The organism is Croceivirga lutea (genome assembly GCF_014235875.1).
Lineage (GTDB): Bacteria > Bacteroidota > Bacteroidia > Flavobacteriales > Flavobacteriaceae > Croceivirga > Croceivirga lutea.
In genome coordinates, this window is record NZ_JACJUK010000004.1 from 34,043 (window position 1) to 55,702 (window position 21,660).

At 38.9% G+C, this 21,660-nt stretch carries 14 protein-coding genes; 8 read left to right on the forward strand and 6 right to left on the reverse strand.

Translation table 11 applies throughout. From position 1 onward, the window contains the following. Nucleotides 1-8: 8 nt before the first annotated feature. The 6 genes from H5V42_RS08525 to H5V42_RS08550 form a co-directional block, all read right to left on the reverse strand. The gene (locus H5V42_RS08525; RefSeq protein ID WP_185782737.1) at nt 9-1,154 is read right to left on the reverse strand and encodes a lactonase family protein; all 1,146 of its coding nucleotides are present in this window, start codon (nt 1,152-1,154) and stop codon (nt 9-11) included. A gap of 4 nt (nt 1,155-1,158) precedes the next feature. Further along, complete coding sequence (locus tag H5V42_RS08530; RefSeq protein ID WP_185782738.1) at nt 1,159-3,567, reverse strand: glycoside hydrolase family 2 protein; 2,409 nt, start codon at nt 3,565-3,567, stop codon at nt 1,159-1,161. Nucleotides 3,568-3,671: 104 nt separating this feature from the next. Continuing rightward, the gene (locus H5V42_RS08535) at nt 3,672-4,718 is read right to left on the reverse strand and encodes a glycoside hydrolase family 88 protein (RefSeq protein ID WP_229665667.1); all 1,047 of its coding nucleotides are present in this window, start codon (nt 4,716-4,718) and stop codon (nt 3,672-3,674) included. Nucleotides 4,719-4,917: 199 nt separating this feature from the next. After that, entirely contained in the window at nt 4,918-6,432 is a 1,515-nt protein-coding gene (locus H5V42_RS08540; protein WP_185782740.1) for a RagB/SusD family nutrient uptake outer membrane protein, read from the reverse strand. Nucleotides 6,433-6,442: 10 nt separating this feature from the next. Next, entirely contained in the window at nt 6,443-9,457 is a 3,015-nt protein-coding gene (locus H5V42_RS08545; protein WP_185782741.1) for a SusC/RagA family TonB-linked outer membrane protein, read from the reverse strand. Nucleotides 9,458-9,645: 188 nt separating this feature from the next. After that, complete coding sequence (locus H5V42_RS08550) at nt 9,646-13,752, reverse strand: hybrid sensor histidine kinase/response regulator transcription factor (RefSeq protein WP_206682541.1); 4,107 nt, start codon at nt 13,750-13,752, stop codon at nt 9,646-9,648. Between the two features lie 250 nt (nt 13,753-14,002). Here H5V42_RS08550 and H5V42_RS08555 point away from each other — a divergent pair, with 250 nt between their 5' ends. The 8 genes from H5V42_RS08555 to H5V42_RS08590 all read left to right on the forward strand — a co-directional run bounded on the left by H5V42_RS08555 (nt 14,003) and on the right by H5V42_RS08590 (nt 21,646). Continuing rightward, a complete protein-coding gene (locus H5V42_RS08555) occupies nt 14,003-14,833 on the forward strand; it encodes an SDR family oxidoreductase (RefSeq protein WP_185782743.1) in 831 nt (276 codons plus the stop codon). Nucleotides 14,834-14,850: 17 nt separating this feature from the next. Beyond that, complete coding sequence (gene uxuA / locus H5V42_RS08560; protein WP_185782744.1) at nt 14,851-16,044, forward strand: mannonate dehydratase; 1,194 nt, start codon at nt 14,851-14,853, stop codon at nt 16,042-16,044. 16 nt (nt 16,045-16,060) lie between these two features. Then, nucleotides 16,061-16,900, forward strand: a complete 840-nt coding sequence (kduI, locus tag H5V42_RS08565) for a 5-dehydro-4-deoxy-D-glucuronate isomerase (protein WP_185782745.1) — start codon at nt 16,061-16,063, stop codon at nt 16,898-16,900. A 4-nt stretch (nt 16,901-16,904) separates the two neighbouring features. Beyond that, nucleotides 16,905-17,699, forward strand: coding sequence for a gluconate 5-dehydrogenase (locus H5V42_RS08570; protein ID WP_185782746.1), 795 nt, complete (start codon nt 16,905-16,907; stop codon nt 17,697-17,699). 108 nt (nt 17,700-17,807) lie between these two features. Then, nucleotides 17,808-18,884 (forward strand): DUF4861 family protein, encoded by a 1,077-nt coding sequence (locus H5V42_RS08575; RefSeq protein ID WP_241731869.1) that lies wholly within the window; start codon nt 17,808-17,810, stop codon nt 18,882-18,884. 6 nt (nt 18,885-18,890) lie between these two features. Next, nucleotides 18,891-19,868 carry a TRAP transporter substrate-binding protein gene (locus H5V42_RS08580; protein WP_185782748.1) on the forward strand — a complete coding sequence of 326 codons (978 nt, stop codon included), beginning with the start codon at nt 18,891-18,893 and terminating at the stop codon, nt 19,866-19,868. 17 nt (nt 19,869-19,885) lie between these two features. After that, the gene (locus H5V42_RS08585; RefSeq protein WP_185782749.1) at nt 19,886-20,347 is read left to right on the forward strand and encodes a TRAP transporter small permease; all 462 of its coding nucleotides are present in this window, start codon (nt 19,886-19,888) and stop codon (nt 20,345-20,347) included. A gap of 3 nt (nt 20,348-20,350) precedes the next feature. Beyond that, complete coding sequence (locus H5V42_RS08590; RefSeq protein ID WP_185782750.1) at nt 20,351-21,646, forward strand: TRAP transporter large permease; 1,296 nt, start codon at nt 20,351-20,353, stop codon at nt 21,644-21,646. Nucleotides 21,647-21,660 lie beyond the last annotated feature (14 nt).

The window sequence follows — 21,660 nt, forward strand, 5'->3', positions numbered from 1 at the left end:
GTGGCACCTTATCGCAATTGGTAAGTATGCATTTGTAAGGTAGAAGGGTTATCCATTTTAATTTCTTGGGGAAGTTTGGTCAATATTCCCGTTGTCTCATTGCGTTCAAAAATCATTATCGTATTGCTAAATTGATTGGCAACGATCAAATGTTTGCTGGAAGGACTGAGGCAAAAATTTCTGGGATGTTTGCCATAAGTTGGTTCATGACCAACCAAACTCAATTTTCCAGAATCGCTATCAATGGAAAAAATGGCTATGGAATCTTCTTTTGGGCCGCGATTAGAAGTGTATAAATAGCGCCCATCAGGTGAAATATGGATATCCGCTGCGCGATAGAGGTCCTGTTTGGTTGCATAGGAAGCATAATCTTCCAAGAACACCAAATCACCATCTGAATAGTGGTAGGCCGTAACTTTTCCACTCAACTCAGAAATCCCATATCCAAATTTTCCATTGGGATGAAATGTAAAATGTCTTGGACCACTACCTGGTTTTAAGGAGATTTCTTTTGATGCTTGTAATCGTAAAGAACCGGTCTCTGTATCAATTACTTCAAAGGCACGTATTTTATCGGCCCCTAAATCCTGTCCGAATAAAAACTGGCCATCAGGCGAAAAATTGGTGGAATGCAAATGGGCGGCATCCTGTCGGCCTTTAATGACACTACTATCCTTAAATTCCAACAGTTGATAATGGGGGTCTAGACTTCCACCTGAATTTATATTGAAAATAGAAATACCAGCATCCGTATAATTGGAATTTACCAAATACATTCCTGACGGATGTAGGGCAAGATGCGCTGGATTTCTACCTCCCGAGTCCTGCATATTCAATAACTGTAACTTACCTGTCAGGGAATCCACCGAAAAAGCGGCAACCTTGCCATGAGTTGGTAATTGACTCTCCATAACCGAATAGAGATAGCGCCCATCATCAGAAATTTTTAAAAAAGAGGGATTAGTGGTCTGTGGTTGTTCGTACAGCAATTCTACCGCTCCGGTAGTATCATCAAATTCATACACCCGAATGCCACTAGCTGGTTGGCCCTGGGTAAAACTGCCAACAAAGAGCACGTGTCTCTCTTTTGTGCCTTTACAAGAGAGTAGGAGCACTAGGCAGGCTAGGCCGAAAAGAAAGTTGGGTGCTTTCATCGGTTCATTCTTTTGCTATGTTCAGAAAAGTGCCTTTGAAACTTTGATTGAGAACAGTTGCTTTTATGGCCCTTTCAGTACCATCGGGAATGATTTCTACCGAGGCCCTGCCATTGGCCATGCCAATAATGGAGCTGCCCGTTGGGGTGCCTTGGTCTTTAAGAAGGGTGCCACCTTCCAAACACTGAAAATAGACCTTGTCTTCATAATCTAGACAACGCAAACCATCTTTGTCAACAGCGGTTGCAGTCATTAAAAAACTTCCGTTTTCTAAAGGTTCATAAGATAACTGTAGTGCTTTAGCAGCACCATTTTTTTGGTAGCGATAATTCACTTCTAGGGTATCTTTTACGGTTCCCTGTTGTGTTTTTCCGATAGCTATAAGTTCATTTGCCCCTTCTTTGAAATCTATTTCCCAGACCAGTCCAGATGCTGGAAATTTGGAAATATCCTTTGTTTTCGTGCCTAAATCGATACCATTATGGGTAAGTTTAACTTCATTGCAATTACTAAATACACTAATCTCACGAGATTTGTCTGCAGGCCCTTGACGTTCTGTCCATGTTTTGGATTCGATATATACAAAAGGGTCGTTGCTCCAGTAACTTTTAAACACGTAGTACGCATCCTTTGGTTTTCCATTGCGGTCTACCAACCCCTTTTGGTTCATGTACGGAATATCATTTTCTGGGCGCAGTGGCGTACCAAAATCTTTGAAGGCCCATTGGGCATTGCCTACAAAAGTGGAATCTTGTTCTGTAATGCGAAGGTGCCAATCAAAAAGGTCAACAATATAATTTTCACTCCAATCCCCAATTTGGGCAATATTCGTCACTTTAGTCTGTACGATGGCCTCTTCCCATCCATCAGAATTAATAACACCCTCACCCGTAATCGGGTTCTCTGTATGTCGCCCCACATGGCTCGAACCACCGTATTCGGTATGTAAAAAATGATTGTATTGCGGTTTGTAGGTATCAATGGCTTTTTGGTAGCTTTTGTAACTGCCCGAATACCACCCTGACCATATCGATGGTGAAAAGACATCTACGATATCCGCGCCCTCATAATACTTGCGGATAGCGGTTTTTCTGGTAGGGTCCAATTCATGGGCAATATCATTTAACTCGGTCAGAAATGCATTCATTCTATCGGTATCATCACCATTCTCAAAATCAGGCAGCCAATACATTTCGTTGCCCAAAGACCAGATAATAATACTTGGGTGGTTGTAGTTTTGGTCAATAATTTCGCGAAGCATGTTTTTTGTGTTCGTCTGCCATACTTCTTCACCTAAGCCTCCACGGCACCACGGCAATTCATCCCAAACCAGAATTCCCAATTCATCACAGGCCTGATAAATTTCGGGGTCTTGCGGGTAGTGTGCCAAGCGGATAAAATTGGCACCCATTTCCTTAATTTGTTCGATGTCTTTTCGGTGTTGGGCATTGCTCATCGCAGCGCCAACGCCGGCGTGTTCTTCATGCCGATGGGTACCCCGTAGCAATACCCGTTTTCCGTTGAGGTAAAAAGGGCCATTCTTCTTAAACTCAAACCAGCGAAAACCTACTTTTTCGGTAATCTGGTCGATTAGGATGTCGTTTTCAAATAATGAAAGGGCTATCTCATAGAGATTAGGGGCATCGATATCCCACAATAACGGTTTTTCAATATTGAATACTTCAATACTGGCGCGCTCGCCGTCGAGATTTTGTTCCATCGTTTTAACCACCTCACCATTCGGATTCTTCAATTCAGCCTTAAGCTTGAAACTCTTGCCGTTTTCCAGTCCCGCAACAGGAACGTTTATTTTCAAGCTAGCATTTTCACGAGAAACTTCGGGCGTGGTCAATTTCACTTTTCCTATGAATACTTTAGGTTTGGTAACCAACCAAACGTCTCTTGTAATACCGCCATAAATAAAAAAGTCACTTTTTTGTGAAGGAATAACATCGCGATTGTAACCATTGTCTACACGAACCAAAATGGTATTTTCTCCTTTCTTCAAGTAAGGCGACATAGCAACCTCAAAACCAATATAGCCGCCAATATGGCCACCAGCTTTCTGCCCGTTTACATAAACCGCCGTAGTGATGTTGGCTCCTTCGAAGTAGAGGCTGTAGTCAGCGTTCGAATCAATTTCATCAAATGATAGTACTTTTTTGTACCAACTGCCGCTTCTTCGGTATCCTGCCTGATTATCGGTCGGGTCTTCGGTATTCCATGTATGCGGTAGGTCGATACTTTCCCAGCTTTCTGCTCTTTGTACATCAGCGATAGTTTTTGAATCATTTTCAAGATATGACCATTCTTGATTGATATTTGTCTTGACTCTCAAGGCTTTGTCAGCGCTTTCATTTTGGCATCCTGAGATAAAAACGAACAGAAAAAGAACAATTGGAAGTACTCTCATAGGGAATTTTGTGGTGTAAATGTTAGTTGGCTAAAGCTAGGGTTTGGTGTATTGGTTCCTATCCTGTACTATCTAGCTATCAATTAAAACCATTGGTTACGAGCTTATAGGTTTTTTTGCCGAAGCAGTGCCTCTAAAAAGTAATAATCCCCATAAACAATGGGTTCGTCTATCTCATCTTTTTTAGGCCAGTTGCCCGTACTGTGTTTTAAGATGAACGGTGCCTCGACCTCTGGTTCTAATAGATATTTTTTAGACATCAATGTTTTTAACACCTTATCTGCATAGGTTTTATACTCTGGATTTTTATCGTAACCGTAGAGTTCATAACAAGCCGATGCGACAATGGTCGCTGCTGAAACGTCTCTTACAGCCATAGGTATGGCAGGATCGTTAAAATCCCAAAATGGAATTCCATCTTCTCGCATATTAGGATGATCTAGGTAAAAAGCCAAGCTTGCTTTAGCTTGGTTTAAATAGGCGATGTCATTTGTGTATCTATAAGACATCGTATACCCATAAATACCCCATGCTTGACCTCTTGCCCAAGCAGACGAGGCATCAAAACCTTGATGGGTTACCTTATCTTTTACCGCTCCGTTTATGGTATCGTAAACGACGACATGGTAACTACTATTATTTTTTCTAAAGTGGTTTTTAAGGGTGGTATTTGCATGTGAGACCGCTATGTCGTGAAAAGTACTGTCACCTGATATTCTAGTGGCTTCAAAAAGCAATTCTAAATTCATCATATTATCAATGATGACAGGGAATTCCCAGATATCTTTATTAAAATCCCAAGATCGTAGACTGCCAACGTTTTTATTAAAACGCGTACTTAAGGTTTTAGCACTTTCTACTATGATTTTTTCGTAAGTTTCGGTCTGTTCTACTTTGGTGCCTTGGCCAAAACTACAATAGACTTTAAACCCCATATCATGCGTGCCATCATTGAATTTCTCCTTTTCAATGAACGAAGTCCACTGGGCTGCACGATTCTTAAAGTCAGGGTTGCCAGTAAGTTGGTATACATGCCAAAGATTGCCAGGAAAAAAGCCACTGGTCCAATCTCTAGAGGGCACTTTATTCACTTCGGCTTTAGCCAAGGAATAACTTCTTGGAAAACCAATAGAGTCTAAGGGATGTTTCAAAAGGTTTTCGAATCTGACCGATAATAGGGAATCAGCAGTCATCGCAGGTGTTTCCTTAGGTTCTTTTGTCTCACTTTTGCACGCTAAAAATAGCACCACAAAGGGTAGGACAAAAACTAAATACTTAATTTTTGCAATCATAACATGAAGTGTAAAAAAGGAGGTGTCCTTTAAATAAAGACCACCTCCTTCGGGGAAATTAATAACCTGGATTGTTAGGTGCCAAATTTGGATTACGATCCAACTCGTCAAAAGGAAGGGGGAACAAATAATCTCTTGATGGGTCAAAATTGGGTTGTGGTTCTAAGCCATTTGGACCAAAAAGCTCTGACCCCAGTTGTCTTCTCTTAATATCATACCACCGCTTGAACTCAAAAGCAAGTTCCCATTTACGTTCCTCAAGTACTAAATCTCTAAATTCTTCTTGGGAAAGCCCACTAACTACATCCGCAGGAAAATCAGAACCATTACCCGATCTTGCTCTTGCTCTTACGCGATTTATATACCCAACAGCCTCGCCTGAACCCGGACTTATTTCATTTAAAGCTTCTGCCGCAATCAAAAGCACTTCAGCATACCGCATAAGTGCATAATTAAGACTAGAGGCTCTACCATTACCTGTTCCTGTGGGTCCGATGGCGCGAGTATATTTTGCGATATAAGCACTCTGAATGTTTCTTGAATCAAACTCAGGGAATCTATCGAAACGTAATTCTTCACCTCCGAAGATACCAGTGGTATCTAAACTCACCGCTTTTCTGTAATCCCTACCGTCCCATGTGTTATACACTTCTATAGTAGGAACAGCAACCGACCAGCCGCCACCAATATTACCACGTTCGTTAGCTCTAATTCCAGTAAGTGCAGGGGTATAGTCTCTTCCATCATTACCTTCACTAAATCCATTAAAATCTAGACTTAACAAAAATTCATTTAAACCGGCCTGTTTACTATGGTCAAATAAATCTTGAAAGTCACTCGCTAAGCCAAGATTAAATTCAGCTTCACCATCTATAACAAATTTTGCTTCATTATAAGAATTTTGAAATTCTCCTAATGTTAAGTATACCGAAGCTAAGAATGCTGCAGCTGTAGCTTTACTGGGTAACGCCCTAACAGATTGTGTGTTTGGTAACATTTCTTTTGCCATTTCTAAATCTGCAATAATACTGGAATAAACTTGGTCTGCAGATGTCTTAGAAATGGTTTTAGCATCATCGATGTTTTCTACAGGTGCATCTAAATAAGGTATGTCACCAAATAAGCGCACTAGGTGATAGTAAGTATATGCTCTAAAAAAATAGGCTTGACCCACTACTGGATTTAATTGCTCGGCTGGTGAATCTAAAGTAGCTGCCGCTGCAATAGCCTCATTGGTACCTGCGATAACTTGATAAGCTCTAGGCCATAAAGCGGTAACCATTCCGTTATCTGAGGCCATCGAAAACCTGTCAACATCTTGCCTACGACCAGGAGTTCCTTGATCGCCTATAGAAACCATATCACTCCGTAACATAATTGGTAATGATAATTTTCTTCCCCAATAGGCTTCGGTAGCCATATTGCCTATGGCACCATTTACTAGAGTTTGAACGTCTTCAGGGGAATTAATCAAGCCGTCAGGAGAAAGTTGTCCTACGGGTACTTCTTCTAAATCTGAACACCCAAAAAATATGACAGAAAGTAATAGTCCGATATATTGTAACCTTTTCATATTATTCTTTTTAAAATTTTAAATTCAATGATACTGTGTACGCCCTTATGTTAGGGTAACTACCGTAATCGAAACCTCTATTAACATTACTATTTAGATTTCCTTGACTTTGGTAGCTTGCTTCTGGATCAGTACCAGGAAAGTCTGTAAATGTTAATAAGTTCTGGCCGCTTACCCCTAATCTAACTGATTGCATACCAAACTTTGATACGATATCTTGTGGGATATTGTAGCCTAATGCAAGGTTCTTAAGACGAATATAGCTGCCGTCGTAAACAAATCTGTCAGTTATTCTTTTTTCCCGTACTGCTGCAGATGGTATATTAGTATTAGTATTTGACGGTGTCCAAGCATTTAGCACCTCTGGGGTGGCGTTTGATTCTCCTGAAGCTAATTCAAGAAAAGTATAACTGAAAATATCACCACCCACTGATGCCTGGAAAAAGATATTTAAATCAAAATCTTTATACCTTAAATTATTATTAAAACCGGCAATCCAGTCTGGATTAGGATCACCAATTATTTTTCTGTCTGCTCCAGTAATTACACCATCTCCATCAATATCTGTAAATAGTTCATCACCAGCTCCTGTTTCTGCAAAGCCTGCAGTCCCGGTTTCTGGTGTTCCTTGGTTAACTCCTCGATACTCGTAACCCCAAAATACACCTACAGCTTCACCCTCTCTTAAAAGATGTGTTTCGTCTTGTAAAAAAGACCCTGGAGAAGAATCTAGAAATATATCTTGGCCATCTACTAATTTTATTACCTCATTACGATTTCTTGACCAGTTAAAATCCGTACTCCAGCTGAAGTTTTCGTTAGTGATGTTTTTTGTATTTAAAGTTATTTCTAACCCTCTATTATTAATTTCACCAATGTTACGAAGAGATGTTAAGTTTGCAAAACCTATATATTCTGGTGCAGAAGAATCTCCAAGAATTAAATCTTTGGTGTCTATGGTATAATAGTCGAAGGTCATGACTATTTTATTGTCTAATAACCCTAAATCAAATCCAATATTGGTTTGGTATGAGGTTTCCCATTTTAGGTCTGGATTTGCCAATTGTTCAGGCACCACGGCATTGACAGCCTGATCGCCAACATTTGAATAAATTCTACTAAAGCTCGCTAATGATTGGTAAGGAGAAATAGCTGGATTACCGGTTAGACCATAACTAGCTCTAAATTTTAAATTAGAAATGGTAGTATTGTTTCTTAGAAATTCTTCATTTGAAATTCTCCATCCGATTGCACCTGAAGGAAAAAAGGCATATTTGTTATTTCTGGAAAAGTTAGACGATCCATCTCTTCTTGCAGTGAACGTTACTAAATATCTATCATCATATTCATAATTAAGTCGCCCAAACTGTGATACTATTTCACGTTCAACGAGACTGGAAAAAGGGGTTTGTATATCTGATCCTGCTCCTAAATTAAAGTAAGAAAGGCTATTGCTAATAAAGTTTTGAGCTGCTGCACCAAAAGATTCAGTTCTGGTTTTTTGATAGGAATACCCCAACAAAGCTGTTAGATTTCCTTTTCCAATTTCTTTAGTGTAGGTAAGATAATTTTCTGAAAGAATATCTTTTCTTTTAATTGCTTGTATACTACCAATACCCCCTTGATTACTTGCTTGACCTATAAGTGTTGAGGGTTGAAAACGTCCACGTGTGCTGTTTGTGGTCCCGTAACCAAAAGTTGTTTTAAAAGATAAACCATCTATAATTTGATAATCGGCATAAAAATTAGCTCTGTAATCATCTGTTTTAGTTTCGTCTATAGATTCAGTGGCAATAGCAAAAGGGTTGTCAAACTGATCCCCAACAGGATTGGTGGTATTTACCCCGTTTGCATCTTGTACGGGTGTATCAGGTGCAAAACGATAAGCCGTTGAGATAACATCACCTCCACCGCTACCACCACTAGTAGCCTGACTTTGAACGCCGTCTCTATTGCCTACATTTGCAAATGCATTGAATCCTAATTTTAATTTGTCTGTTGCTTGAACATCAATATTACTTAAGAATGAAAAGCGTTCAAAACCTGAATTAATAACTACTCCTTCTTGATTAAAATAATTACCAGACACGTAATAATTAATCTTTTCTGAACCTCCAGAGAAAGAAAGTTGATGATTAGCTACACTACCTGTTGTATAGATTAAATCTTGCCAATCAATATTTGCTGTACCTTGCTCATATGTAGGATTTATAGCTTGTCTGTAAGTGGCAAATTCAGAGGCATTTAATAATTCTAAGCGTTCAGATACACTTTGAGATGAGTAAGAAGAGTTTAATTCTATAGCCATTCTACCCTTACTTCCTTTTTTAGTGGTAACTAAAATAACACCATTTGCACCTCTTGAACCATAAATGGCTGTAGCTGAAGCATCTTTTAGGATTTCTATAGACTCAATGTCCGATGGTTGGGGTAATGTACCACCGACGAAACCATCAACTACAACTAAAGCCTCACTACTGGCACCAATTGAAGTGTTACCTCTAATACTTATAGATATTGGCGCTCCCGGTTCACCACCGTTGTTTGATTGTACGGCAACACCCGCAGCTCTACCTTGTAAAGATTGCTCTGCAGTAAGTACTGGAAATGCAGCAAGCTCTTCAGCTTTAACTGATGACACAGAACCTGTAATATCTGATTTTTTAGATGTACCGTACCCAACAACCACTACCTCATCTAAGGCACTTACATCTTCTCTAAGTGTAACATTTAAGGTGCTATTTCCATTTAGAGGTTGTTCTTGAGCTACAAATCCAATGTAACTGAATATTAAAATAGCATCTTTATTAGATACAGTAATGGAATAATTACCGTCAAAATCGGTAGATGTACCATTAGTTGTTCCTTTTTCGATTACATTAACTCCTGGAATACCTAGACCATCATCACTGGATACAACCGTACCAAATATTTCTTGCTGTTGACCAAATGCTGATAAGGTTAAAAGAAGGAAAACCCCAAAGAGTGAATTCTTTAGTTTTTTAAAAATTTCACTTTCATACATAAGTTTAGTTTATTTAGTTAGTAACTTAAAATCAGTTTTAAATTTGCCTGTCTTGTATGTATGAAATAATACCGCAGCATAGGCAATTAAAACCTTTTCAAAACTATCATAATAGAGGTTTTTAAAAGTTCAGAAATAGGGGTTAAATAATACAAAAACCTAAAAATTTGGGGGATATGATTATGATTTTAATTTAAATCGAAGAAGTTTTCAGAAAATTTCTGAATATAAGCTGTTGGACTTAGATTATATTTTTTTTGAAAACATTTACTAAAATACTTGGGGTTATTAAAACCAACTAGATAGCTTATTTCCGAAATATTTAAGTTCCCCTGTTCCAATAGTTCAGCGGCCCTTTTCAATCTTAGTTCTTGTATAAATTCGTTGGGTGTGCAATTTGTCCAAGCTTTAATTTTTGTAAACAACAAAGTTCTGCTTACACCCAATTCTGTGGCAAATGTGATAATATCAAAATTGGCATTGGAGATGTTACTTTCTACAATTTCTAATGCTTTTTTCAAAAGATTTTCATCCATTGACGATGCCACAATTTCATTAGCAAGTAAGCTTTGTTTTTCAGAAAATTTGGTGCGCATTCGTTTAGACGAATCAATTAGGTTTCTAATTCGCAGTTTAAATTCTGTTATGTTAAATGGTTTACTTATGTAATCATCGGCCCCATTTTCAAGACCTTCAAACTTATATAGCAGAGCTGTTCTAGAGGTTAAAAGGACAACGGGTATGTGACTGGTTTTTAAATTTGATTTTAATTTAGCACATAATTCAGTGCCAACCATTTCTGGCATAATAACATCAGATATTACCAGGTTTAGGTCATGTTTTAGAGCTTTCGACAATGCTTCTTTACCATCACCAGCTTCTAAAATATTGTACTTGTCTTTAAGAAAATCTTTTATAAAATTCCTCAAAGGCACGTTATCTTCAACCAAAAGAATTGTGTCTTTTTGTTTTTCTTGTAATAAATCTTCAGTACCAATTAAAGCATCAAAATCACTCTTAATAAGTTGAGACTTATACAAACCTAAATCATCACTGAATTTGTATTCATGGTTGATTTCATTTAGCTCAATGTGATTTTTCCCTAATTTTAAGCGGACCTTGAATATTGCACCACTATTTTGAGCATTGCTTACACTGATATCTCCTTTATGCAGGTCTACTATACTTTTAGCTATAGATAACCCTATACCTGTCCCAGAACCTTTTGCATTTGCAGGTTTTTGAAATTCTGGTATTTCAAAAAATCGGTCAAAGATTTTTTCCTTGTAATCGTCAGGTATTCCTGTCCCGGAGTCAGTTATACAAATTACAATATTCTCTTGGTCTTTTTGTACTTCAATTTGTATATCACCTCCGGCTGGCGTGTATTTAAAGGCATTGGAAATTAAGTTGTAGAAAACCTGTTCTAACTTGGGCCTATCATAATAGACCAGGATTTCTTCTTCTTCGGAATAAAATTTATAGGAAAAACCGTTGCATCTTGCATATTCTGAAAATGATAAATAAATTTCTTTTAAAAACTTTACAATATTGCCTTCGGCCGCCTCTAAGGTATATTTTTGGTGTTCAAGTTTTCTAAAGTCCATTAATCTATTAATCAATTGTAAAAGTCTATTTGCATTGCTTTCTATCACCAATAATTTTTTATAGACTACACTACTGCCCTTATAATCAGTTAATAACTGCTGCAAAGGGCCAGTAATAAGGGTTAAGGGTGTTCTAAATTCATGAGAAATATTTGTGAAAAATTGCAACTTTGCGTCATTTAGAACTCTGTTTTTTTCGTTTTCAACATGTTCCAATTCTAAACGGTGTTTCAGTTTTGTTCTTGAACGTATAATACCGGTTAGCCAAAATAATATGGCTAGAACGGTCAAGAAATATAGGGTAATTGCCCAATTGGTTAACCAGGGTGATGGGTCAACATTTATTTTTAAGGATGTTGGATTGTTGTTCCATACCCCATCATTATTCGCTCCTTTTACTTCGAATATGTAATTACCCGGTCTTTGTATTATAAAATTGGCACTAGGTGTATTGGTAAGAATCCAATTATCCTCTAAGCCAAGCATACGATACTTATAGTAATTACTATTTGAGTTGATGTAATTTGGAATGGAAAAATCAATAGAAAAGTTTGTGTTTTTATGGTCAAGGTTAATGGTTTTGGTAAACGAAATATTCTGCGTTAAAACACCATTGTTTTGATTAACTTTTACGGTTTGGTTTTTGAGTTTAAAATCGGTTAAAATTACTTGTGGGCTATAAGAATTTGTAGTTAGCTTGTTTTCGTCGAAGATTGATACACCATTTGGCCCTCCAAATAGAAACTTTGATTGCCCTTGCTTTAAAGCTGCTCCACTGCTGAATTCATTACCGACCAAACCATCTTTTTCAGAATAATTTTGGAATGTTCTGTTGTTTATATCATATTTAATTAATCCTTCATTACTGCTCAACCACATAGTATTATCATTACCTTGAAGCATAGCATATATTGAAGTGATATCACTTGCGGTGTTTATGGTAACCTTTTTAAAGGTGTTTCCATTAAATCTAAACAGCCCCTTTGCCCTTGTGCCGACCCAGATAACACCTTTTGTATCTTGGAAAAGGGTTAAAACATCCTCTCCAGAACTTGTGTTTATATCGTAAAAAAAGCGCTTTATTTGAACTCTATTGTTTGCAGAATCAGAAATTGTCAATAGATTTAAACCGCTTTGGGTTCCCACCCAAACGTTAGAGTTTTTATCTACCATTAAACAACGAACTCTGTTACTAGATAGACTCTTTTCAGAATTGGTTTTGTTTCTGTAATTGAAGATTGATTTGTCTTTAAGATTATATCGCCAAATACCTTTACCAAAGGTGCCTATCCAAATTTCATTATTAATACCTTTAGTTATTGCATATATTCCAGTGTTCTCTAAAAGTGAATTAAGTTCTTTAGAAACTAAATTTGGTTCTTGCTTGTTCTTTTTTAGATTGAATGTTTCAATACCCTTGTCAAACGTTCCAATCCAGAGTATATCTTGTTCAATTAGAAGTGATTTTATATTGTTGCTTTCTAAAAAATTGGTATTGGAGGTATTCAGAAATTTGGTTTCGTTATAATTGGTATTTAAGATAGTAATTCCACCACCTTCGGTTCCAAAATATAAGTTGTTATAGCTGTCTTCTACTATTGAACTAACTACTTTATGAGAAAGTCTTGTTTTACTATCAGATTCTGTAAGATTAATAAAATTAGTGTTAGATTCATCCCAAATGTCAATTCCTCCATAGTATGAGCCAATCCAAATTGAACCTTTACGATCTTTAAAAACAGACTTAATATAGTTATGGCTTAAGCCATTATCATCATTTGGGTCATACTCAAGTCGTTTCACGTGTTTTTCTGGACTAATAATAGCAATACCTATAGAGGTGCCTACCCATAATTCTCCATTATTGCCTGAAATTATAGCTCTTACATCTTCGGATTGTTCTAATAGTTTATTTTGTATAAATGATTCGGATATCAAATCAAACTGCAACAATCCTAAGTTTTTTGTACCAATACAAATGGTGTTGTCATCGCAAAGAGACATATTTTGAACGTATGGATAATCTTTACTATGTAATGGCGAAATTGACTTGAAATTATAAGAATGATTATCCTTTTTACTTGCTTTAAATAAGCCCTTAGAAGTTCCTATCCATATTGTACCATTTTTTGCTTGCTTTATACTCAAAATAAAATTAGATGAAAGTTGATCATCTTTTACAAATTCTTTGAGCTGATAATTAGTAAAATGATTTGTTTTTTTATTGTAAATACTTAAACCATTTGCTGTGCCAATCCAGAGTTTGCCATCTGCTGTTTCTTCTATTGCCCAAACAGAATTGTCACATAAAGAATTTTTATCTGCATAGTGATAGTATCTTGTAAATGAATCTTTTTTAGGGTCATATTTATTTAGGCCGTTGTAGGTTCCAATCCAAATATAACCTTGAGAATCTTCTTTTATACTTAAAATATCACTGTTGCTGATTGTAGTACTGTCAGATGGATTATTCCTAAATATTCTAAAACTACTACCATTATATAGGTTTAACCCATCACGTGTACCTAACCACATTCTATTCAATTTATCTTGCTCCATGGTAATTACCGAACTTTGAGAAAGTCCGTCAGAAGTACTAAGATGATTAAATATATATGGGTTATAATTTTCTTGTGAAAAAGTGGTAATTACAATTAATAAATTCAAAAAGATGAACAGAGATTTCATAAGGTGTAAAAACTAATAAGCTATTCTGAAACATTCAAGTAGCTATTTCTAATATAAAATTGATAATTCTATAAAAACGTATCACATTTAAAACAAGATACAACAGGATGGGTAAACTTTATTCACTACCTAATTTTAATCTATTAAAATGGACTAGATTAGGGGTATTGTGTACGTTTTTATACCTCCTAAAAAAAAATGTTTCGAACAAATAAATTAATATTACCAAAACAAATATTTAGTAAAATAAATGACAACCAAAACCATTATTTTAACTGGTGCCGGAGGTGTATTGTGTAGCACTTTGGCAAAGGCATTAGCAAAAGAAGGCCATAAAATAGCTGTGTTGGACCTTAATAAAGAAGCTGCCGACAAGGTTGCAGTAGAAATCATAGATGATGGGGGCACGGCACTTGGTGTTGAGGCCAATGTGTTGCAAAAAGATTCCCTCGAGAAAGCAAGAACAATAGTTCATTCAGAATTGGGGCCTTGTGACATATTGATAAACGGAGCCGGAGGAAACCACCCGCTGGGGACCACTTCCAATCCATTTTTTGAAATGGATGATTTGAAAAACACTACGGAAGGGTTCAAGACTTTTTTTGATTTGGATGCCGATGGTATACAGTTCACCTTTAACTTGAATTTCATTGGAACCCTGTTGCCAACCCAGGTATTTGCAGCTGATATGGTGGGAAAAGAGGGATGCAGTATTTTAAATATCTCGTCAATGAACGCTTTTACGCCCTTGACCAAAATTCCTGCATACAGTGGTGCAAAAGCTGCTGTATCGAATTTTACGCAATGGCTGGCGGTACATTTTTCAAAAGTAGGAATACGGGTCAATGCCCTGGCACCTGGCTTTTTTCTTACCGACCAAAACCGTGCTTTATTAACAGAAAGCGATGGTTCGTTGACCCCAAGGGGAAATACTATTATTGGCCAAACCCCCATGGGGCGATTTGGTGAACCTGAAGATTTAATAGGCACTACACTTTGGCTATGCGGAGAAGGCGCTTCGTTTGTTACTGGAGTGGTGGTTCCTGTTGATGGCGGATTTAGCGCATTTAGTGGTGTATAATTATAGGAAAGATTAAAATGACAAACGGTTTAGAAAATACATGGCGATGGTACGGTCCGAACGACCCGGTATCGCTTTCGGATATAAAACAAGCCGGGGCAACGGGAATTGTAAGTGCCCTGCATTATATACCCAATGGCGAAGTTTGGCCGATTGAGGAAATTCAAAAACGAAAAAAAGAAATAGAAAACGCCAGGCTCTCATGGTCGGTGGTAGAAAGTGTCCCTATTCACGAGGCTATCAAAACCCAGGCTGATGGCTACATGAACTATGTTGAAAACTATAAACAAACGCTGCGCAACTTGGGCGAATGCGGCATCGATATCGTTTGCTACAATTTTATGCCTGTTTTGGACTGGACGCGTACCAACTTAGATTATGAAGTGGAAGATGGTTCGACAGCACTTCGTTTCGAAGCAGCAGCTTTCGCCGCTTTTGAATTGTTTCTTTTGAAAAGACCTGGGGCTAATGAAAGTTACTCCGAAGAAGAAAAGAAAGCGGCCAAAGCCTATTTTGATCAATTGAAGGAGGTAGAAAAAAAACAACTGAGCAACAATATCATTGCCGGTTTACCAGGTGCTGAGGAAGGCTATACCCTTGAGGCTTTTAACAACGTGTTGAATACGTATAAAGACATAGGTCCCAAAGAATTAAAGAAGCATCTTTTTGAGTTTTTGGGCCATATTATTCCTGCCGCCGAACGGGCTGGGGTGTTACTATGCATTCATCCTGATGATCCGCCATATCCTATCTTAGGGTTGCCCAGAGTAGTCAGTACCGAACAAGATATTGTAGACCTGTATCAAGCGGTCGATAGTCCAAATAATGGACTCACCTTTTGTACGGGCTCTTTTGGGGTTCGTGCCGATAATGACTTGGCGGGTATGATTGAACGTTTGGGGCATCGCATCCATTTTATACATTTAAGAAGCACAAAAAGGGATGAATACGGTAATTTTCACGAGGCCAACCATTTAGAGGGCGATGTGGATATGTACGGTGTCATGAAAGCTTTGGTCAATGAACAAGAAAAAAGAAAAGCTGCCGGCCGTGAAGATACCAGAATGCCAATGAGACCCGATCACGGGCATAAGATGCTCGATGACCTCAAGAAAAAGACCAATCCAGGTTATTCCGGTATTGGGCGCTTACGCGGACTAGCCGAATTACGTGGCCTAGAATTGGGAATCAGAAAATCAATAGTTAACTAAACATAAAAAAATTATAATGTCAGTATCCTACGAAACACGATATGCTTCAAGTCCTGAAGCGGTTAAAAAATACGACACTACCGAACTTAGAGATGAATTCTTGATTGATAACCTGATGGAAAAAGGGAAAATCAATCTCACCTATACCCATTACGACCGGTATATCGCAGGCTCGGCCGTACCAGATAGCCCACTGAAGTTAGAAACCATAGACCCGTTGAAAGCGCAATATTTTCTAGAAAGAAGAGAGTTGGGCATTATCAACGTTGGTGGTTCCGGAAGTGTAGAAGTTGATGGGGAAACCTTTAGCCTAGCGCACAAAGACGCCCTATATATTGGTCAAGGGGCTAAATCGGTCATTTTTAAAAGTGACGATTCCTCGGCTCCAGCGAAGTTCTATTTGAACTCTGCCCCAGCACATACCTCGTATCCTACCAAAAAAGTAAGTCTTGCCGAAGCCAATAAATTGGAATTGGGTTCTTTGGAAACCGCAAATCACAGAACGGTAAGCCAAATGATTATTGGTGGCATTGTAACTACCTGCCAATTGCAAATGGGAATGACCGAGCTGAAGACAGGAAGCGTATGGAATACCATGCCTGCCCACGTGCATGATAGACGTATGGAAGTCTATTTTTATTTGGATGTCCCCGAAGGGCAATCTGTTTGCCATTTTATGGGACAACCCCATGAAACACGCCATATCTGGATGCAGAACCACGAAGCGGTCATTTCCCCACCATGGTCCATCCACTGCGGTTCGGGCACCTCAAACTATACTTTCATTTGGGGCATGGCTGGTGAGAATTTAGATTATGGTGATATGGATGTGGCCAAAATAACTGATTTAAGATAATTCAATGAGTATAGAACTATTCAATCTTAAAGGTAAAATCGCCTTGGTAACGGGCAGTACCCACGGTTTGGGGATGGCCATGGCCAAAGCGATGGGCAAAGCCGGGGCGTCACTTGTTGTCAACGGAAATTCTTCCCAAGAAAAAATAGACAAGGCGCTTGAAGTATATAAAGGGGAAGGTATTCATGCGGTCGGATATAAATTCAATGTGGCTAATGAGGCCCAAGTGATAGAGGCCATCGCTAAGATAGAAAGCGAGGTCGGTCCCATTGATATTTTGGTTAACAACGCCGGAATCATTAAGCGAACTCCTTTGGAAGAAATGGAAGTAGCCGATTTTAAGCAAGTCATCGATATCGATTTGGTAAGTCCGTTTATCATGTCAAAACATGTGGTAAAAGGAATGATTGCGCGTAAAGAAGGTAAAATCATTAATATTTGTTCGATGATGAGCGAGCTGGGGAGAAACACGGTTGGTGCCTATGCCGCCGCCAAGGGTGGATTAAAAATGCTCACCCAGAACATGGCCACCGAATGGGCCAAACATAATATTCAGATTAACGGAATTGGCCCAGGGTATTTTGCCACTTCACAGACGGCTCCCATTCGGGTAGATGGACATCCCTTCAATGAATTCATTGTCAACCGAACTCCGGCCGCCAAATGGGGTGATCCAGATGAATTGGGAGGAGCTGCGATATTTTTGGCCTCTAAAGCCAGTGACTTTGTAAACGGCCATGTGCTTTATGTTGATGGGGGAATTTTGGCCACTATCGGAAAACCATCTAATGAAAACTAAACATATCCTATGAAATCCTTTTCTTCAATTCTAGTGGTGCTGATAACAGTTTTTACTATTTCCTGTCAAGAAAAAACAGTTACACAAAAGATATTGGTTGAGAATACCATGAATGTCGAACGTGCTTTTGAAACCGTTTCAGTTGACCTTTCAGTCATTAAAACCGATACTAATTCTGCTGCTATTGTTTTAAAGGAATCTGAAACGGGTGAAGTCATGACCACCCAAGAAGTAGATACCGATGGTGATGGTCTTGTTGACGCCTTGCTTTTTCAACCTGAAATTGGGGCGAATGAAATCAAAACTTATGAGGTTCATTTCGGTAATACCGAAGCGGAAACCGAAGGTGACCCTGCTTGTTATTCGCGATTTGTACCCGAACGCACCGATGATTACGCGTGGGAAAATAATCGTGTAGCGTTTAGGACTTATGGTCCCGTTGCACAGAAAATGAAAGAAGACGGAGTCAAAGGCGGTACCTTATCTAGCGGAATGGATGCGTGGTTAAAGCGTGTCGACTATCCTATTATTAATAAATGGTACAAAAAAGAATTGGAGACCGATGGCAGCTACCACAAAGATGATGGCGAAGGATTGGATAATTTCCACGTGGGCATCAGTCGTGGTGTTGGCGGTATTGCTAAAAAGGTGGATACTTCATACCACATCTCAAAAAATTTTACCAGTTGGAAAACCTTAAGTACAGGTCCAATTCGCACGAGTTTTATTTTAAGATATGCGGATTGGGATGCCAATGGAAAAACAATTTCTGAGGAGAAAAAGATTTCTTTGGATTATGGCCAAAATCTGTCCCGATTTGAAATAACCCTAAAGGGAACAGATACCATTTCTGCCGGATTGACCCTTCATGAAAAAGATGGAGAAATTGGGATAAATCAAGAGAATGGCTGGGTAAGCTACTGGGAACCCCATGAAGACTCAGAACTGGGTACTGGTATTGTTATTCCTGATGATATGATGACAGGCCATGACCATTATGTGACGAATAAAAAAGACGATAGCAACCTATATGCTCATATCAAGACGAACGACCAAAAAGTAGTGTATTACGCTGGTTTTGGTTGGAAAAAAAGTGGTCAATTTTCGACCCAGACCGAATGGGAAGCTTATTTGGAAGAATTCGCTCATAAATTGCAAAATCCACTACAGGTAACTGTAATATAAAGAGTTATGAGATTCAAATATTTTTCTATCATTCTAATTTTGGTATTCTGTAACAACTCCTGCTCAGAATCAGAGAATTTTAAAACATTGCGCTTAGGTCACGGATTGGATGTCAGCCATTCGGTGCACAAGGCCATGGTCAAGATGGGAGAGGACCTTGAAGCCTTGTCCGATGGAAAGCTAAAACTTGAAATTTATCCCAGTCAGCAATTGGGTACCGAACGGCAATGTCTGGAATTACTGCAAATAGGAAGTTTGGATATGACCAAGGTATCAGTAGGTGTTTTGGAAAATTTCGCTCCAAAAATGAAAGTATTGGGCTTGCCTTTTTTGTTTCGCGGCCGTGAACATGCCTTTAGTGTGTTAGATGGTTCCATTGGGCAACAATTGTTGAACGATGGCGAACAATACTGGTTAAAGGGATTGGGCTATTACGATGCGGGTAGTCGTAGTTTCTACACCAAAAATAAACCGGTAAATGCTCCAGAAGATTTAAAAGGGCAAAAAATCAGGGTAATGGAGAGCGTTACCGCCATGGATATGGTGCGCGGGCTTGGAGGCTCTCCCACACCCATATCATGGGGCGAACTCTACACGGCATTGCAACAAGGGGTTGTAGATGGTGCAGAGAACAATCCGCCCAGTTTTTACCTTTCTAGACATTACGAGGTCTGTAAATACTACACATTGGATGAACATACTGTGCTGCCTGATGTTTTACTTGCAGGTACCCAAACGTGGGAAAAACTCACCCAAGAAGAACAAGGTTGGTTAAAAGAAGCTGTTGAAAAATCCGTAGTATACCAACGGGAGCTGTGGCTAGAAGCGGAGAATGAAGCTTTGGAGGCCGTAAAAAAAGCGGGTGTTGAAATTATTCGACCCGATAAAACCCTTTTTGCCGATAAGATAAAAGATAGTTTTGATAAATATAAAGATGATGAGGTGATGTATCAGCTCATTAAAGAAATTCAGGCAACCGAATAATACCAAAAATTCAAACCATGCAACTACGAAAAACTATAGACAAAATACTGGCCAATTTTTTGGTTATTATCATGGCCATTATGGTCATCAATGTCCTTTGGCAAGTGGCTAGTAGGTTTATTATTGGTTCACCAAGCTCTTTTACCGATGAACTCGCACGGTACTTAATGATATGGATCGGTATTTTAGGTGCCGCATACGTTTCTGGTAGAAATATGCACGTGGCTATTGATGTGCTTCCAAGAAGGTTCAATCCTCCTACCCAAAAACGTCTGATGTTGGTGGTTCGTTTGTTGATTATTCTGTTCTGCTTGGTCGCGATGGTCATTGGCGGTTCCAGATTGGTGTACATTACCTATGTGCTCGGTCAAAATTCCCCTGCCTTGCAAGTGCCTTTGGCTGTGGTCTACGCCGTCATACCTATTAGTGGTGTATTGATTATTTATTATAAACTGTCCGATATCCTAAAAAAACAATAGACTATGGAATACATTCCTATTCTCGTACTTGTACTCAGTTTTGTTTGTCTATTAGCCATAGGAACTCCTGTTGCGTGGAGTATTGCCATATCCTCTTTACTGACCTTAATGGTCAGCATCCCAATATTGCCGGCAGCAACGACCGTTTCCCAACGTATTGGAACGGGCCTAGATAGTTTTGCGCTCTTGGCGATACCCTTATTTATTCTGTCAGGGGAATTGATGAACAAGGGAGGCATAGCGCATCGGCTCATTGCCTTTGCCAAGACTATGGTGGGCGCACTCCCAGGTGGATTGGCATTGATAAATATCATATCAGCCATGCTCATGGGGGCCATTGCAGGTTCGGCTATGGCCGCAGCATCTGCAATGGGTAGTATTTTGGGTCCCGAAATGGAAAAAGAAGGCTATTCCAAAGAGTTCGGTGCAGCTGTTAACATTACCGCGGCCACAACAGGTTTGGTCATACCACCAAGTAATGTATTAATTGTATATTCTTTGGCCAGCGGTGGTGCATCTATTGCGGCGTTGTTTTTGGCGGGATATATCCCTGGAATTTTAACAGGTTTGTTCCTAATGATAGTTGCATCGGTCTGGGCAAAAAAGAAGGGCTATAAAGTAGGAAAACGCAGTACCTTCAAACAGGTGTTCAGAACTTTTATTGATGCTCTGCCAAGTCTTTTTATGTTAGTCGTGGTTATCGGCGGTATTGTTACGGGAATCTTTACAGCTACCGAAGCATCGGCCATAGCGGTGTTGTACAGTTTTTTATTGGGATTGTTATATAAAGAAATCAGCTTATCTAAAATGCCACAGATTTTATTGGATTCGTCAGCAACTACGGCCATTGTGATGTTGTTGATTGGAGCCTCTATGAGTATGTCATGGGCATTGAGCTATGAGAACATTCCACAAGATATTAGTACCGCATTATTAGCCTTAAGTGATAATCCTATAGTCATTTTGTTGATAATCAATTTACTATTGCTTTTTGTTGGGATTTTTATGGATATGACTCCGGCAGTACTCATATTTACCCCGATTTTTTTACCAGTAGTGACGGCCTTAGGCCTTGACCCAGTTCATTTCGGAATTATAATGGTGTTGAACCTTTGTATTGGATTGTGCACCCCGCCCGTAGGTTCGGTGCTGTTTGTTGGGGTTGGTATCGCAAAGACATCTATAGAAAAGGTAGTCAAACCTTTGCTACCGCTTTTTATAGCAATGATTATAGCCTTGTTTTTGGTAACCTATTTTCCTGAGTTAAGTTTGTGGCTACCAAGGCAGTTTGGGCTTTAAGAAGAATAGGCTGA

Excerpts from the sequence above, each read along its gene's own strand:
- H5V42_RS08525 (WP_185782737.1), bottom strand. The coding sequence starts at position 1,154 with ATGAAAGCACCCAACTTTCTTTTCGGCCTAGCCTGCCTAGTGCTCCTA.
- H5V42_RS08530 (WP_185782738.1), bottom strand. The coding sequence starts at position 3,567 with ATGAGAGTACTTCCAATTGTTCTTTTTCTGTTCGTTTTTATCTCAGGA.
- H5V42_RS08540 (WP_185782740.1), bottom strand. The coding sequence starts at position 6,432 with ATGAAAAGGTTACAATATATCGGACTATTACTTTCTGTCATATTTTTT.
- H5V42_RS08545 (WP_185782741.1), bottom strand. The coding sequence starts at position 9,457 with ATGTATGAAAGTGAAATTTTTAAAAAACTAAAGAATTCACTCTTTGGG.
- H5V42_RS08550 (WP_206682541.1), bottom strand. The coding sequence starts at position 13,752 with ATGAAATCTCTGTTCATCTTTTTGAATTTATTAATTGTAATTACCACT.
- H5V42_RS08555 (WP_185782743.1), top strand. The coding sequence starts at position 14,003 with ATGACAACCAAAACCATTATTTTAACTGGTGCCGGAGGTGTATTGTGT.
- uxuA (WP_185782744.1), top strand. The coding sequence starts at position 14,851 with ATGACAAACGGTTTAGAAAATACATGGCGATGGTACGGTCCGAACGAC.
- kduI (WP_185782745.1), top strand. The coding sequence starts at position 16,061 with ATGTCAGTATCCTACGAAACACGATATGCTTCAAGTCCTGAAGCGGTT.
- H5V42_RS08570 (WP_185782746.1), top strand. The coding sequence starts at position 16,905 with ATGAGTATAGAACTATTCAATCTTAAAGGTAAAATCGCCTTGGTAACG.
- H5V42_RS08575 (WP_241731869.1), top strand. The coding sequence starts at position 17,808 with ATGAATGTCGAACGTGCTTTTGAAACCGTTTCAGTTGACCTTTCAGTC.
- H5V42_RS08580 (WP_185782748.1), top strand. The coding sequence starts at position 18,891 with ATGAGATTCAAATATTTTTCTATCATTCTAATTTTGGTATTCTGTAAC.
- H5V42_RS08585 (WP_185782749.1), top strand. The coding sequence starts at position 19,886 with ATGCAACTACGAAAAACTATAGACAAAATACTGGCCAATTTTTTGGTT.
- H5V42_RS08590 (WP_185782750.1), top strand. The coding sequence starts at position 20,351 with ATGGAATACATTCCTATTCTCGTACTTGTACTCAGTTTTGTTTGTCTA.